Consider the following 14,617-nt stretch of genomic DNA (forward strand, 5'->3'; position numbering starts at 1 on the left):
CAAGAGGAGGTGGCCTACAATGAAACTTGGAGTATTTATGGTCTTGTTTGGAGGTCGTAAGCTGGAGGATGCTCTTGATTACGTAGTATCCAAAGGGCTAAAGGCGGTAGAAATCGGTACGGGAGGCAATCCTGGCAACAGCCACTGCGACCCTAAAATGCTGCTGGAGAATGAAACAGCCTTACAAGAATTCAAACATGCCGTGGAATCTCGCGGACTTACAATCAGTGCTTTGAGCTGCCACGGTAACCCATTGCACCCGCAAAAAGAACTTGCTCAAAAGGATCATGAGGATTTCGTAAACTCGGTCAAATTGGCGCAGAAGCTAGGGGTTCCGGTTGTGAATACCTTCTCTGGATGTCCTGGAGATCATGAGGGTGCTAAATATCCGAACTGGCCTGTAGCTCCATGGCCCAATGATTATCAAGAAATTCTGGACTGGCAATGGGAGAACAAGGTTATTCCTTATTGGAAAGAATGGGGTGCCTTTGCCGCTCAGCATGATGTAAAGGTAGGTCTTGAGCTGCATGGCGGATTCTCTGTACACACACCAGGTACTCTGCTGCGGCTGAGAGAAGCAGCAGGTGAAGTGATCGGTGCGAACCTTGATCCGAGTCACATGTGGTGGCAAGGAATTGATCCTGTGCAAGCGATTCATATTTTGGGACGCCAAGGTGCAATCCATCACTTCCATGCGAAGGATACCGTTATTGATCCTGTGAATGTCAATATGCACGGATTAACTGATATGCAGTCGTATACCAAGATGCTTGACCGTGCTTGGCAGTTCCGTTCTGTCGGTTTTGGACATGATCTTAAGACTTGGGCTGACATTATTAGTGCACTTCGTTTGGTTGGGTATGACTATGTGGTTAGTATTGAGCATGAAGATGGGCTGATGTCTATTGAAGAAGGTTTCTCCAAAGCTGTAAGTAACCTTCAACAAGTATTGATTGAGGAGCCACTGACAGAAATGTGGTGGGTTTAAACGAAATGGAGAGCTTCACGAAAGTTAAATTAAATGATGAACAGCTGGATATTTTGGTGAAAGCGGTTTTCGGTTCAGAAACTGCGGTTAACCTTAGTTCAGAACTTACGGGAGGCTTTTTTAATACAGCCTATGATTTGGAACTCAGCACTGGGAAATCTGTCATTCTAAAGGTTGCCCCTGCTGTAGAGACAGATACGTTAAGTTACGAGAAGAACATTATGCGAACTGAAGTGGAAGCTCTCCGTATGGTTGCAGATAAGGGTGTTGTGCCCGTGCCTGCCGTCTACCATTATGATGAAAGTCTGCTGCTTATTCCTATTCCGTATTTCTTTATGGAGAAGGTGGAGGGCCAGCCCTACAGTGATGTAAAGGAGAGTCTTTCGCTTCCGGAGAGAGACGCTATCGAAACGGAGCTGGGGCGTTACAATCGCATAATCAATGAGATACGCGGAGAACGTTTTGGCATTTTTGGAACGGATTCAGAGGAGCCAAGAGCCTCGTGGAGAGAGACCTTTTCATGCCTGATGGAAAGTGTACTTGCTGATGCCAAGAGGCTGAATGCAAAGCTACCTGCGTCCTGTGAAGAGATTATGCAGGAGGTTTCCAAGTATCTCCCTGCATTAGATGCCGTAACCGAGCCACGACTGGTGCATTGGGATTTATGGAATGGGAATGTATTTGTGAAGGATGGAGTCATCGTATCGCTGATTGACTGGGAGAGAGCCCTATGGGGCGATGTGCTGATGGAGTATTATTTTAGGCATTTTGAGAATTCTGCCGGTTTCTATAAGGGGTACGGAACAACCTACGACAGTCCGAACGAGATTCAGCGGAAGAAGCTTTATGATCTTTATCTTGATCTTATTCTTACTATCGAATGTTATTCACGCAAATATGCAGACGAAGGTTATGTCCGTTGGACGCATGATAACTTGACTGAGGGTTGGAACCGTTTTAAAGGCAGCAGTGAATGAAGGTTATAGGTGTGAAAAATGACGTGCGAAAGCACGTCATTTTCCTGTATCTAACTAGATTGGAGGATTACCATGCAGCCGTTAAAAATACCGAGAGAACATAAGCTTCAGATTACAGCTAGTATTCAAGAATATTTTGACACAGAGCTGTCCAGTGAAATTGGGCAATTAGCCAGCGAGAACCTTCTCGATTTTATGCTCAAAGAACTTTCGCCTTATATTTACAATCAAGCGTTGGCAGATGCACGAAAAATGATTGAGCAAAAGATGATTTCTCTGGAAGAGGAGATTTATGCTCTCGAACAACCCTTATCCTCAGGCAGAAGATAATCCAAAAACACGATTAATTTTAGCGCAGATTTATAACAGTTACGTCTGGATCAGTATCAGCTTCGTAATCTACACCTTCAGTCTCGAATCCAAATAGCTGGAAGAATTCCTGTTTATAGCTATGCAGATCCGTTAGGTCGTAGATATTGTCTGAAGTAAGCTGGTCCCAGATTTCTATTACTTCTTGCTGGACTGCCGGAGACAATTCCCAATCATCTATACGGATACGCCCTTCTTCATCCACAGGAGTTCCTTTCGCTGCGTAGAGATGTTCAGCAAACAACCGATAGGTTTGCTCAATACAACCTTCATGAAGACCGTGCTCTTTCATGACTTTGTAAAGGGCGGAAATATAGAGGGGCACGACAGGAATCGCCGAGCTGGACTGTGTGACAAGACCTTTTGTGACCGCTACATAAGCTCTACCGTGAGTAACAGCTAACGCTTCGTTAAGTGTTCTTGCCGTAGCTTCGAGATGGTCTTTAGCAAGTCCAATCGTTCCCTGGCGATATACGGCTTGAGTAAGCTCTGATCCGATATACGAATAAGCAATAGTGGTTGCGTGATCAGCTAATACTCCGGCTTGCTGGAGTGCTTCTATCCATAACTGCCAATCATCACCGCCCATCACCCGTACGGTATCATGAACTTCCTTATCGGTCGCGGGTTCGATGGAGATTTGAGTGACTTCACCCGTATGAAAATTTACAGTTTTGTTGGTAAAGGTGTCGCCAATAGGTTTGAGAACAGAGTTATATACTTCACCTGTCTCCGGGTCTGTACGGCGCCCAGAAGCAACACTGTAGATGACCAAATCGACTTGTCCTAATTCGCTGCGAATCAGCTGAATCGTTCTTTCTTTGGTCTCTTTGGAGTAAGCATCTCCGGTAACGCTGTAGGATTGCAGGCCTGCAGACTCCGCAAGTTGTTCGAAGGCGGCGGAATTGTACCACCCAGCAGAGGCTGTACGGGCTCCATTGCTGCTGCTCGGCCGATATACGCCTACTGTGCTGGCTCCAGCCCCAAAGGCGGCTGTAACCCGTGAGGCGAGGCCGTAGCCTGTGGATGCGCCAATGACAAGCACCTTCCGGGGTCCTTTGATCGCGGGTTGTGCCTTAATATACTCAATTTGCCGCTTGACTTGACGAGCGCAGCCTTGCGGATGTGCGGTTGTACATATAAAGCCACGTGTTCTAGGTTTTATGATCATAATAATAGTTTCCTCTCTTTCATGAAAAGCAGCTAATGATACGTGTTATTTCTAATTTTAACAATTTTCATTCCAATGGAGAAGGATTGTTTATCTTTCTTATATCAAATACAATGAATCCCGGGCTTTTATGAGGTTGGATTTTTGCATTTTTACTTAACTCTGTATGGTGGTGAAGTCTTGGAAAGTCAGACTAAAACAAAATTGACGGTTGAGCAGCAGGACATCCTGGTGGGTGCTGCTTTTGGAAGCCATGTGAAAATCATTCAAAGTACGGAATTGACGGGAGGTTATTTCAACGCAGCTTATGACCTCCTATTGTCAGATGGCAGAGCTACGATCCTTAAAATATCGCCATCCGATGAGACAGACACGCTAAGTTACGAGCACGATATCATGGCTACAGAGGTTGCGGCAATGCAGCTAATGAAGTCTAAAGGAACGGTACCTGTGCCTGAGGTATACGCTTATGATAACAGCAGAAATTTAATATCGAGTGACTTTTTTTTCATGGAGAAAATAATCGGCCAGCCCTATAATGAAATTAAGGAAGAGCTTAGTCCGCAGCAAAGAAGTTGTATTGAGGAAGAATTAGGTCGTTATAGCCGGATTATCAATGAGATTCAAGGGGATCATTTCGGATTATTTAATGTATCCTCGAAGATAAAGGGGACTTCTTGGCGGGAAACCTTTCAAAATTTGATTGGCAACCTCCTTGATGATGCTCGGCGCTTAGAGGCAAAGATGCCCATTCCTTTAGAAAAGATTGAGGCGGAGATCAACAGCCGTATACATGTGATGGATGTGGTCACTGAGCCACGTTTAGTTCACTGGGATCTATGGGATGGGAATGTGTTTGTGCGAGAGGGAAGCATTGTTGCCTTAATCGATTGGGAACGGGCGTTATGGGGCGATCACCTTATGGAATATTATTTTCGCTATATTGAGGATTCTGAGCATTTCTGTAGAGGTTATGGGGACAGCTTTGATAGCCCTAATGAATGTGCACGCAAAAAGCTCTACGACTTATATATCGATTTAATTTATTTCATTGAGTGTTATTCGCGTAAATACGATAGCCAAGGCCATTTCCAGTGGGCACAGGATAATCTGCTGGAAGGTTGGGAACGTTTCATGGGTTAGGACATTTTCAGCAAGATTACAACATAAGAAGGTAAGGAGGCTGAGCAGGAGAAGGGAGAGGATTCTCATGTTTGAGTGGCTAAGTGTACATATAGATATCGTAAGTTTGCTGTGGCTGTTGCCGATCCTATTTATGTTTCATGATTTTGAAGAAATATTAACGATTGAAGCATGGGGGGCAAAGTATAGAACCAGGTTAGAGGACGCAATTCCTTCGTTTATGCGCAAGACGTATCATTCGATGTTACAAATGACTACACGTAATTTTGCAATGGACGTATTATTCGTGTATATTTTGATAGTGACGGTAACTTGTATTGCAGTATTCTTTTCTAATTACTTATTGTACTTGGCAGTGCTTGCGGTATTTTTCTTACATGTATTTACTCATCTAGGACAGACGATATATTTAAAGATATATACACCAGGGGTAGTTACAGCAGTACTAGTAGTTCTTCCCTATTCTCTTTATGCGTATTATCGACTATTGAATGACAACTTGGTATCCCTTGGAGATATCGGATGGTCTCTGCTGTTAGTTCTTTTGCTGCTTCCGCCAATATTGTGGTTGTTAGTGAAGAATAGAACTCGCATTAAACAGAACTAGTACATAAGGCTGCTGCTGGCCATATCTTTTTCAGAAAAATCTTGACTAGAACCCTTAGAACTAGATAAAATAATACTTATTGCTTACAACTTGGTGAGAATCATTATCATAATTGACGAGGAAATGAGAGGGTGACAAGATGGAGCGCCTTTTAGAGGTAAAAGATCTAGCGATATCATTCAAAACACACGGTGGAGAAGTACAAGCGATCCGTGGTGTTAGCTTCCATGTAGATAAAGGTGAAACTCTAGCGATAGTTGGGGAATCCGGTTCCGGTAAAAGTGTAACTTCACAAGCGGTAATGAAGCTAGTTCCAACGCCGCCAGGAGAATATAAACGTGGACAAATTTTATTTGATGGACAAGATTTGATCGGTAAGACTGAGAAGCAAATGCAGAAGATTCGTGGTAAAGAGATCGGTATGATTTTTCAGGATCCGATGACTTCCTTGAACCCGATGATGAAGGTCGGCAGACAAATTACTGAAGTACTGCACAAACATGAGAAAATCTCCAAAGAAGCTGCCAATAAACGTGGGGTTGAACTGCTTACGCTAGTAGGTATTCCTTCACCAGAGCGCCGCTTCAATCAATATCCGCATGAGTTCAGTGGCGGTATGCGTCAACGTGTCGTTATCGCAATGGCACTTGCAGCAAACCCTAAGCTTCTGATTGCGGATGAGCCAACTACAGCGCTCGACGTTACCATTCAGGCACAGATTCTTGACCTGATGAAGGAATTGCAGAAGAAGATTGATACGGCGATTATTTTTATCACCCATGATCTTGGTGTTGTAGCAAGAATGGCGGATCGTGTAGCGGTAATGTATGCCGGACAAATTGTTGAAATGGGAACTGCAGAAGAGATCTTCTACGATCCAAGACATCCTTACACTTGGGGATTGCTTGCGTCCATGCCAAGTTTAGAGAGCAAAGGTTCTTTGCTTACCGCTATTCCTGGTACCCCTCCAGATTTGATCAAACCGCCTAAGGGTGATGCCTTCGCACTTCGCAGCACCTATGCTATGCAAATCGATATGGAGAAAGAGCCTCCAATGTATAAGGTTTCGGATACCCATATGGTGAAGTCTTGGTTAATGCATCCGATGGCACCTAAGGTGGAACCACCAACAGTCGTTAAGAATAGACAACGTATACTTAAGAACGCTTATCCAGAGCCAGTTTTAGTGCAAGAAGGCGCTAAGTAAGCAACTTGTTTTAACTAAATAATAAGAGGAAACGCTAGGCCATTTAGTTGGCTTAGCGTTTTTTTTATTTTCTACAATGTTCACTATTATTTAAATAAATATGAATTAATACGAACTTAATTAAATAAAAGGGTTGACTATTTATCGTTTTCATCTCAAAATGAAAAGGCATACATAGGGGGTATAACGATGAAGAAGATAATTATTACTACTTTACTTAGCGTTTCATTATTAGCTGTAACCGCGTGCAACAACGACACGGCTAATTCTGGCAACACAAACAGCGGACCTGAGCCTGTTCAGCCTGTCTTCAAGAATGTTTCTGTACATGATCCTTCCATTATTTTGGCTGATAATAAGTACTATGTGTTTGGCTCACATTTGGCTTCTGCTAAATCCGACGACCTGATGTCCTGGACTCAATTGTCCTCTGGAGTTGTTGATGGAAACGTACTCATCCCGAATGTCAAAGAGGAATTAAAAGAGGCCTTAACCTGGGGAAAGACGGACACTTTATGGGCACCGGATGTCATTCAATTGGCGGATGGTAAATATTATATGTATTACAACGCGTGTAAAGGTGATTCCCCATTATCAGCACTTGGTATAGCCGTGTCAGACCATATTGAAGGACCTTATAAGAACAAAGGGATCTTCTTAAAGTCAGGTATGGTGGGTGTAGGCGATGACGGAGAAACTTATGATGCCACACAAAAGCCGAATGTTGTAGATCCGGATGTGTTCTTTGATAAAGAAGGCAGATTGTGGATGGTGTATGGTTCTTATTCCGGTGGTATTTTTATTATGGAACTGGATACAAGCACAGGATTCCCACTGCCAGATCAAGGTTATGGCAAAAAGCTTCTAGGCGCAAATCATGCGCGGATAGAAGCTCCCTATATGCTGTACAGTCCTGAGACGGATTACTACTACCTGTTCCTATCCTACGGGGGGCTGGCTGCTGATGGCGGATATAACATCCGTGTAGCTCGCTCGAAGACACCTGATGGACCTTTTGAAGATTCTGAGGGCCAGGATATGATCGATTCACAGGGCACAGCTGGCGTATTGTTTGATGATCCTGCTTATGCTCCTTACGGAGTTAAACTCATGGGGAATTTCGAATTCCTGAATAATGACGATGAGCTCCCAGTAAGTGGGGAAGGATATGTATCACCAGGACATAACTCCGCATTTTACGATGAAGAGACTGGCAAGTATTATTTGATCTTCCATACAAGGTTCCCGAATCGTGGTGAAAAACATGAGGTTAGAGTACACCAGATGTTCATGAACGCTGATGGCTGGCCGGTGGTCGCACCACACCGTTATGGTGGCGAGAGCATTGATAAATATACGAAAGAGCAAATCGCAGGCGAATACAAATATGTGAATCATAATAAAGAAATTACGGCAGATATCGTGCAATCGGAGCTAATTCAATTGACGAAGAGTGGTAAAATCAAAGGCGCAGTAAAGGGCAAGTGGAAGCTTATCGACGATCATACTGCAGAGTTAACGATAGGTGGTTCTACTTATAAGGGTGTGTTCCTGAAAGAGTGGAATGAAGCTACAGCCAGTAATGTTATGACGTTCACCGCGGTTTCTAATGAAGGGATCTCTATCTGGGGAAGTCATGTATCACCTTCGGAATAAGATAGTTTAAAAGGATTAACAGCAGAAGGGGTTTCAACTAGTCATGTGTAATGGCTAAGTTGAAACCCCTTTTATAATGTAGGATTAGTCTACGAACTTTCGGATCACAATAACAGCATTATGGCCGCCGAAGCCAAATGAATTGGAGATGCCTATTTCGAGATTAGCTTTTCGTGCATTGTTAGGTACGTAATCTAAATCACAGATGGAATCAGGCGTGTCCTGATTGATGGTAGGAGGAATGATTCCTTCTTGGATACTCTTAACTAAGGCAATGGCTTCTAAGCCGCCAGCGGCCCCTAAAGCATGTCCAGTCATGGACTTATTAGCGGTTACGGGGATGTGGTAGGCATGCTCGTCAAATAATTTTTTAATCGCTAGGGTTTCAGAATGGTCTCCTACTACTGTACTTGTCGCATGCGCACTGATTACATCTACGTTGTGGGGCTGGAGATTAGCTTCATTTAGCGCTAACTTCATAGCTTGATAGGCACCAATCCCCTCTGGATGAGTGGCAACCATATGATAAGCATCAGAGCTAGCACCATACCCGATCACTTCGCCGTGAATCTTGGCGTTTCTACGTTGAGCGTGGGAGAGTGACTCAAGAATGACTATGCCGCCACCTTCACCGATTACAAAGCCATCCCGTCCTCCATCGAAAGGGCGGCTCGCTTTAGCAGGCTCTTCATTTCGTGTAGATAAAGAGGTGGCATTCCCGAAGCTGGCCAACGAGATTTCAGTAATAGCAGCTTCAGAACCCCCGGCTATAACAATGTCCGCACCGCCATAACGAATTAAACGGAAGGCCTCACCAATCGCAGTATTTCCAATAGAACAAGCTGTTACTGGAGACATGGTCGGGCCGAGAGCTCCAAATTTAATGCTGATCATCGCCGCAGCCATATTGGAGATCATCATGGGAATTAAGGTAGGGCTGACTCGATCAGGTCCACGCTCTTTCAGGACCGTACCTTGATCCATCAAGGTCTGAATTCCTCCAACACCAGATCCTACATAAACGCCAAGTCTCTCCTTGTCAATCTTATCAAGCTGGAGGCCAGAATGTTTCCAAGCCTCTTCAGTAGCTGCGAGGGCAAACTGACTGAATCTGTCCATTCGCCGTGCCTCTTTACGCCCAAATCTGCCTTCTGCATCGAAATCACGTACTTCGCCGGCAATTCTCGTCTTAAAACCTGTTGTATCAAATGAAGTGATCGGGGATATACCCGATTCACCAGAAATTAGCCGATCCCAAAATTGCCCGATTGTATTTCCAAGTGGTGAGATTAAGCCCATGCCTGTAATCACTACGCGTTCCATAATGAACCTCCTCAGCTAGTGTATACTAGTATTTTTCCACTTTATTTATCCTATTACAAGTTATCGTTTATCCTAGTATAATTTGTACTATACTAAAGGAACAGAAATCCCAAAGTGGAGGTAGCTTATGGCTAATCAAACAAGATTACAAGCATTATCTGATTTTTTGAAAGCACGTCGTGCGGCAATTTCACCAAGCTCTGTAGGCTTGCCAGAAGGCACACGCAGAAGAACGCCAGGACTCCGCAGGGAAGAGGTTGCACAGCTTGCAGGGGTAAGCAGTACCTGGTATACGTGGCTTGAACAAGGCAGAGATATAAAAGTCTCGTCCTCTGTTTTGGACTGTATTGCCACTGCACTTAGGCTGACTAAAGATGAGCGGAAGTATCTCTTTGCACTGGCTTTAGAAACTGGAACCGGAACCACACCCTATCCGCAAGATGAATCTTCCGTAATTAGTCCTTCGCTGCAGAAAATTTTACAGGAACTTAAATATTGTCCTACGATAATTTCTGATAGACGTTGCGGAATCGTCGGTTGGAATGAAGCTGCCGCCCATGTTTTTCTTGATTTCTCAAAGCTGCCCATCGAAGAGCGGAATATGATCCGATTGTTATTTGTTCGTAAGGAGTTTAGGCGCTTAGCAGTGAATTGGGAACAATTCGTCAGCGGTTATCTTTCTATCTTCAGAGCGTATTACGGACAGTATGTAGAGGATCATTGGTATGATGAATTTATAGAGGAATTGAAAGAATTGCATCCGGCTTTTAATGAGATGTGGGAGCAAAGTCGGGTTAGTTCGGCCCCGGATGTGTTACTAGAATTCAGACATGCCAAGGCGGGAAAAATGTTATTTCATCTAACCTCTTTGCAGGTTCATGGCAGTGCAGATTTACGCTGCAGCATCTATACTCCTGCGGGAGATTCGAATACTGAAACCAAGCTGAAGCAGCTTATGGAGCAGCACACAATAGAAGGATTAAGCTAGATGCACATAGAGAAGCATCCCTAGCTGAACTTCCAGCTAGAGATGCTTAATGTTACACTATTAGAAATCTGATGTTGAAATTTCAATAGTTCCGAATGTGGTGCCAGCAGGAGTGCTTAAGAGTGCAGCTACCAAAAGGGCATGAACTGCAAGCGTAAGGCTATTGAATGCTGGAATCGTGTATGTGATAACTGGAGCATTTACACGAGTGATTACTAAATCTACTGGGAAGTTGGAGTTATTGTTCACAGTAACAGCAGCGTTAATTCCACCTGCAAGGTTTTCATAATAAGATTTACCAATGACAGGGGCTAAATTGAAATATTGAAGCGGTAATACGATGGCCATAGTAACGACCTCCTTTTCGTTTGATAGAATATTCTATGTTGAAAATCTATTAATGCTAGAGCGAATGCCATGGTGAATTAGCACTTTTTAATAGAAAAAACCGGGGATGTCCAATAGCCACTTAGAAAGCGGCTGGGACATCCCCGGTTTGTTTTCGTACGCTTATTCCGTTTTATTACGATAAATCAGATACAGTATCAATCCGAATAGCATGCCGACAAACGACATTGCGGATATCGTTAAGTAAAGAGCTTTACCCCCAAAGGCATCATATAATGCCCCACCAGCATAAGAAGCCAGGATACCTGATACACCGAAGAACAATAGTGCAAGGACGGTTTGCCCTGTAGCACGCCATTCCTCGGGTACAATGCTGTAGAGGTATTGAATAGCAGCCGAGTAGAACACAGGGAAGGTAAGAATTTGCAGAATCTGCAAATACGCTAACAAGTGTGGATCAATGATCCAAGCTGAAATCAAGAAACGAAGGAAATAGAAGGCTCCGGAAATCGATATGATAATCAGTTCTTTTCCTTTTCGCAACCACCAGAAGCTTAATGCAAAGACAATGATTTCACTTATTGCCGCGAGGAAAAATGATTGGCCTACCAGTTGAGGACTGCCACCAAGCTCACGAATATAAACTCCAATAAATGTATCGTTCATTCGTGCGGGTACAGAGCTAATAAATATGAGCACCAGAAACATCAATGTCTTTTTGTTGCCAAAAAAGTGCTTGAGGCTATCCAGCGTGACCGGCTTACCTGTGACGGGGGCATCTGGCATGTTCCAGCTTACTATAAAGCTTATAAGGCAAATGGCAACAAACAGAAGAGCTATTCCATGAGAGCCGAAAAAACCAAGCACATAGCCAGTAATCAGAGCCATTACACCATAACCTAGCGCACCATATGTACGGATAGAACCATAGCTAATTCCAGCCGCCTCAGAGACTCGGAAATTCAAGCTTTCTGTCAGCGGATCAATGGGCATCAAGAAGAAATACAGCAGCATAGCAAAAAGAATGAGAACAACGTAACTGCTGGAATCGAACAAAAAGTATCCGGTTACCGCTGAGCATAACAGCAGAGCTAACAGCACTTTGCGGATGGTCTTTGTTTTATCACTGATCATCCCCCATAAAGGCTGGGCAACGATGGTAACAAAACCACCAGTTCCAATAATGAAGCCGATTTGCGATGGGCTTAGCCCTTGTTCACTTAGATAGACTGGCAGAAAGGGAATAAACATGGCTAGCAGAGCAAAATACAAAAAGTTAAACCCTCGTAAAAGATTTGGTGCATTCATAAGTTTTTTTACCTCACGTGTTAGAAAATTTGTATAGAGTCAATTTTGCTATTGTATCATGGATAATAAATGATTAGGATATAAATCTATTCGCGGAACTGCTCAAGATGACCCTAACCCTCTATAAATTTCTGGCCGTAATATGATAAACTGGTTACTATCAAAGCAAAATGCAAGGAGAAACGTTAATGATAAAGTTGGTATCATGGAATGTGAATGGTCTTCGGGCCTGTGTTAAAAAAGGGTTTGATGATTATTTTAAGGAAGTAGAAGCAGATATTTTCTGTGTACAGGAGACGAAGCTGCAAGAAGGGCAGATTGTTCTGGAACAGGGTGAAGAATACTATCAATATTGGAATTATGCAGTGAAAAAAGGGTATTCAGGCACAGCTATATTCACCAAAATCAAGCCGATCTCTGTGAGATACGGAATGGAAGAGGATGATGAAGCGGAAGGCCGGATTATTACGCTGGAGTTCGAACATTTTTATCTAGTGAATGTGTATACACCAAATGCCAAACGAGATCTGGCTAGATTGGATTACAGAATGGAATGGGAGGACCGCTTCCGCAATTACCTTCTGGAACTGGACAAGCTAAAACCAGTCGTTGTATGCGGCGATATGAACGTAGCCCATCAGGATATTGATATCAAAAATGCTAAAGCTAACCGCGGAAACTCTGGCTTTACCGATGAAGAAAGAGGAAAAATGAGTACGCTGCTGGAGTCCGGCTTCATAGATACCTTTAGATATTTTCATCCAGAGCTTGAAGGCGTTTATTCATGGTGGTCTTATATGCCGAAGGTGAGAGAACGGAATGTAGGCTGGCGGATTGATTATTTCCTAGCTTCTTCTAGACTTGCACCTAATCTGCTGGATGCCCAAATCGATTGCCACATTATGGGGAGCGATCATTGCCCGGTCATCCTCAAGCTTGCTGATTTCACAGATTAGAATCGAATATTTAAAAGGCCGCTAAGTCTCTTTAAAGGACGAAGCGGTCTTTTGTATTCATTAAGAATTATAGTCTGCCAATGATCTCAGGGAATTCAGTCGGTCCCATATTCACATTAAACTTTTGTTTAAGAATTAGCTGATTCTCTAGTAAGATTATTTCAAGAGTTATGCAGAAAGGCATTTCAATAAACAATAAAGTAAGCTGTAGCTGATCATCAGCAACCCAAGTAAAGCTGGACATGATTCGGTTCAAGGAAGCATCAATGACCTGTGCGAAGCTTTCGAGCCATTCCCCTCGACCAAGACAGATCACAGAATCCTCTCCAGTCTTAAATTGTAAAGTAACTGCAGCTTCGTTGTTATTGAAAGAGATAGAGAAGGTGTCCAAGGCAAATTGGTTGTCATCGAGCTTATAGGTTAAGCCGTTTATTCGTTCTTCTTGTGATGAAGAGGGCTGCAGTTGTGGCGGATGGATAGATAAATTCTTTAATTGTTCAACCAAGTGGGCAGAAGCAGCCGGCTCTAATGGCAAGGGAGCTGGTTTCATCGCGGGAAGCAGATGTTCCCACACAGCATTCAACATTCCTTGTATACTGTCTGATGCAGCAGTAGTAATAATTACGGCATCTTGCTCCGGAAGCACAACACAGAGTTGACCGAAGGCGCCATCTGCCCGGTAGCCACCGTGCTGGCATTGCCAGAACTGATACCCATATCCCATTGCCCAGTCATGATCACCTTCGCCATTGGAAATATGTTTGGAAGTAGCCTCATTAATCCACTTTTCAGGCAGTACCCGTTGATTATTCCAGATTCCTTTTTGTAAGTATAGCTGGCCGAATTTAGCGATATCCTCGGTTGCAATGTTTAAGCCAAAACCCCCTGTGTTAATTCCACGTGGACAAGACTCCCACGTAGCACCGTGAATGCCCAGAGGAACGAAGAGGCGCGGTTCTAAATATTCTAGCAGTGTTTGGCCAGTAACCCGTTGAAGGATCGCGGCCAGCATGTAAGTAGCACCGGTATTATATAGGAAATGTGTACCCGGTTGTTTCTCGACGGGGACGGAGAAGAAAGCTTTCACCCAATTCCCGTCGCTACTTTTGCGAAGGGTGTCCATAGTATCCACGACATGCCCGGTACCCATCATCAATAGATGTCTGATTGTCATATTGGATAGATTCTCCGTGATAGTCGAAGGAGCCTCTTCAGGGAAAAAGGAGAGGACAGAATCATCGAGGGTGACAAGTTTCTCAGTAACAGCAAACCCGATTGCGGTTGAGGTGAAGCTTTTGCTAAGGGAAAATAACATATGCGGAAGAACGGACCTGTAAGGAGCCCACCAGCCTTCAGAGACCACATAACCATGTCGTAATAGCATAAAGCTGTGCAGGCCTAAATTTTGTTCTTCTACTGCACTAATAAAGCAGGATATTGCGGTTGATGAAATCCCCTGTTCTTCTGGAAGACTTCTAGATAACTGCAAGCTGCTTGTAGTTTCCATACGCTCATCTCCTAAATTTTGAGAATGCTCACCTCCTAATTCTATAATAATTTCCAATGTAAAAATACC

The 14,617-nt window shown here is 43.7% G+C and carries 14 protein-coding genes; 9 read left to right on the forward strand and 5 right to left on the reverse strand.

The features are described 5' to 3' along the window. Positions 1–19: 19 nt before the first annotated feature. From NST58_RS14060 to NST58_RS14070, 3 genes are all read left to right on the forward strand, one after another. Entirely contained in the window at positions 20–988 is a 969-nt protein-coding gene (locus NST58_RS14060; RefSeq protein ID WP_076101695.1) for a sugar phosphate isomerase/epimerase, read from the forward strand. Then, positions 976–1,965: an aminoglycoside phosphotransferase family protein gene (locus NST58_RS14065; RefSeq protein WP_339248413.1), complete on the forward strand. Its 990-nt coding sequence runs from the start codon at positions 976–978 to the stop codon at positions 1,963–1,965. The genes NST58_RS14060 and NST58_RS14065 overlap by 13 nt, the downstream gene beginning before the upstream one ends. Before the next feature lie 72 nt (positions 1,966–2,037). Beyond that, complete coding sequence (locus tag NST58_RS14070; protein WP_076125970.1) at positions 2,038–2,295, forward strand: DUF2164 domain-containing protein; 258 nt, start codon at positions 2,038–2,040, stop codon at positions 2,293–2,295. A gap of 19 nt (positions 2,296–2,314) precedes the next feature. Here NST58_RS14070 and fabV read toward each other — a convergent pair whose 3' ends face one another. After that, positions 2,315–3,505 carry an enoyl-ACP reductase FabV gene (gene fabV, locus NST58_RS14075; RefSeq protein WP_312147881.1) on the reverse strand — a complete coding sequence of 397 codons (1,191 nt, stop codon included), beginning with the start codon at positions 3,503–3,505 and terminating at the stop codon, positions 2,315–2,317. Between the two features lie 144 nt (positions 3,506–3,649). On the opposite strand from fabV, the gene NST58_RS14080 reads away from it, so the two are divergent. The 4 genes from NST58_RS14080 to NST58_RS14095 all read left to right on the forward strand — a co-directional run bounded on the left by NST58_RS14080 (position 3,650) and on the right by NST58_RS14095 (position 8,118). Continuing rightward, positions 3,650–4,648: an aminoglycoside phosphotransferase family protein gene (locus NST58_RS14080; RefSeq protein WP_254848944.1), complete on the forward strand. Its 999-nt coding sequence runs from the start codon at positions 3,650–3,652 to the stop codon at positions 4,646–4,648. 67 nt (positions 4,649–4,715) lie between these two features. Then, entirely contained in the window at positions 4,716–5,255 is a 540-nt protein-coding gene (locus tag NST58_RS14085; RefSeq protein ID WP_076189909.1) for an HXXEE domain-containing protein, read from the forward strand. 139 nt (positions 5,256–5,394) lie between these two features. Continuing rightward, entirely contained in the window at positions 5,395–6,462 is a 1,068-nt protein-coding gene (locus NST58_RS14090; protein ID WP_076135552.1) for an ABC transporter ATP-binding protein, read from the forward strand. A gap of 189 nt (positions 6,463–6,651) precedes the next feature. Further along, entirely contained in the window at positions 6,652–8,118 is a 1,467-nt protein-coding gene (locus tag NST58_RS14095; RefSeq protein WP_339248424.1) for a family 43 glycosylhydrolase, read from the forward strand. A gap of 84 nt (positions 8,119–8,202) precedes the next feature. Here NST58_RS14095 and fabF read toward each other — a convergent pair whose 3' ends face one another. Further along, positions 8,203–9,441: a beta-ketoacyl-ACP synthase II gene (fabF, locus tag NST58_RS14100; protein ID WP_339248426.1), complete on the reverse strand. Its 1,239-nt coding sequence runs from the start codon at positions 9,439–9,441 to the stop codon at positions 8,203–8,205. 127 nt (positions 9,442–9,568) lie between these two features. On the opposite strand from fabF, the gene NST58_RS14105 reads away from it, so the two are divergent. Beyond that, the gene (locus NST58_RS14105) at positions 9,569–10,429 is read left to right on the forward strand and encodes a helix-turn-helix transcriptional regulator (RefSeq protein ID WP_076125982.1); all 861 of its coding nucleotides are present in this window, start codon (positions 9,569–9,571) and stop codon (positions 10,427–10,429) included. Between the two features lie 60 nt (positions 10,430–10,489). Here NST58_RS14105 and NST58_RS14110 read toward each other — a convergent pair whose 3' ends face one another. Both NST58_RS14110 and NST58_RS14115 read right to left on the reverse strand, forming a co-directional pair. Further along, the gene (locus tag NST58_RS14110) at positions 10,490–10,777 is read right to left on the reverse strand and encodes a hypothetical protein (protein ID WP_076125983.1); all 288 of its coding nucleotides are present in this window, start codon (positions 10,775–10,777) and stop codon (positions 10,490–10,492) included. A 162-nt stretch (positions 10,778–10,939) separates the two neighbouring features. After that, a complete protein-coding gene (locus NST58_RS14115; RefSeq protein ID WP_076219161.1) occupies positions 10,940–12,085 on the reverse strand; it encodes an MFS transporter in 1,146 nt (381 codons plus the stop codon). A gap of 191 nt (positions 12,086–12,276) precedes the next feature. On the opposite strand from NST58_RS14115, the gene NST58_RS14120 reads away from it, so the two are divergent. Further along, on the forward strand, positions 12,277–13,041 hold the full coding sequence (locus NST58_RS14120; protein WP_076219164.1) for an exodeoxyribonuclease III: 765 nt from the start codon (positions 12,277–12,279) through the stop codon (positions 13,039–13,041). Positions 13,042–13,108: 67 nt separating this feature from the next. Here NST58_RS14120 and NST58_RS14125 read toward each other — a convergent pair whose 3' ends face one another. After that, the gene (locus tag NST58_RS14125; RefSeq protein ID WP_339248430.1) at positions 13,109–14,548 is read right to left on the reverse strand and encodes a serine hydrolase; all 1,440 of its coding nucleotides are present in this window, start codon (positions 14,546–14,548) and stop codon (positions 13,109–13,111) included. Between the last annotated feature and the right edge of the window lie 69 nt (positions 14,549–14,617).

It is taken from the genome of Paenibacillus sp. FSL R10-2796 (genome assembly GCF_037965315.1).
GTDB lineage: Bacteria > Bacillota > Bacilli > Paenibacillales > Paenibacillaceae > Paenibacillus_AQ > Paenibacillus_AQ odorifer.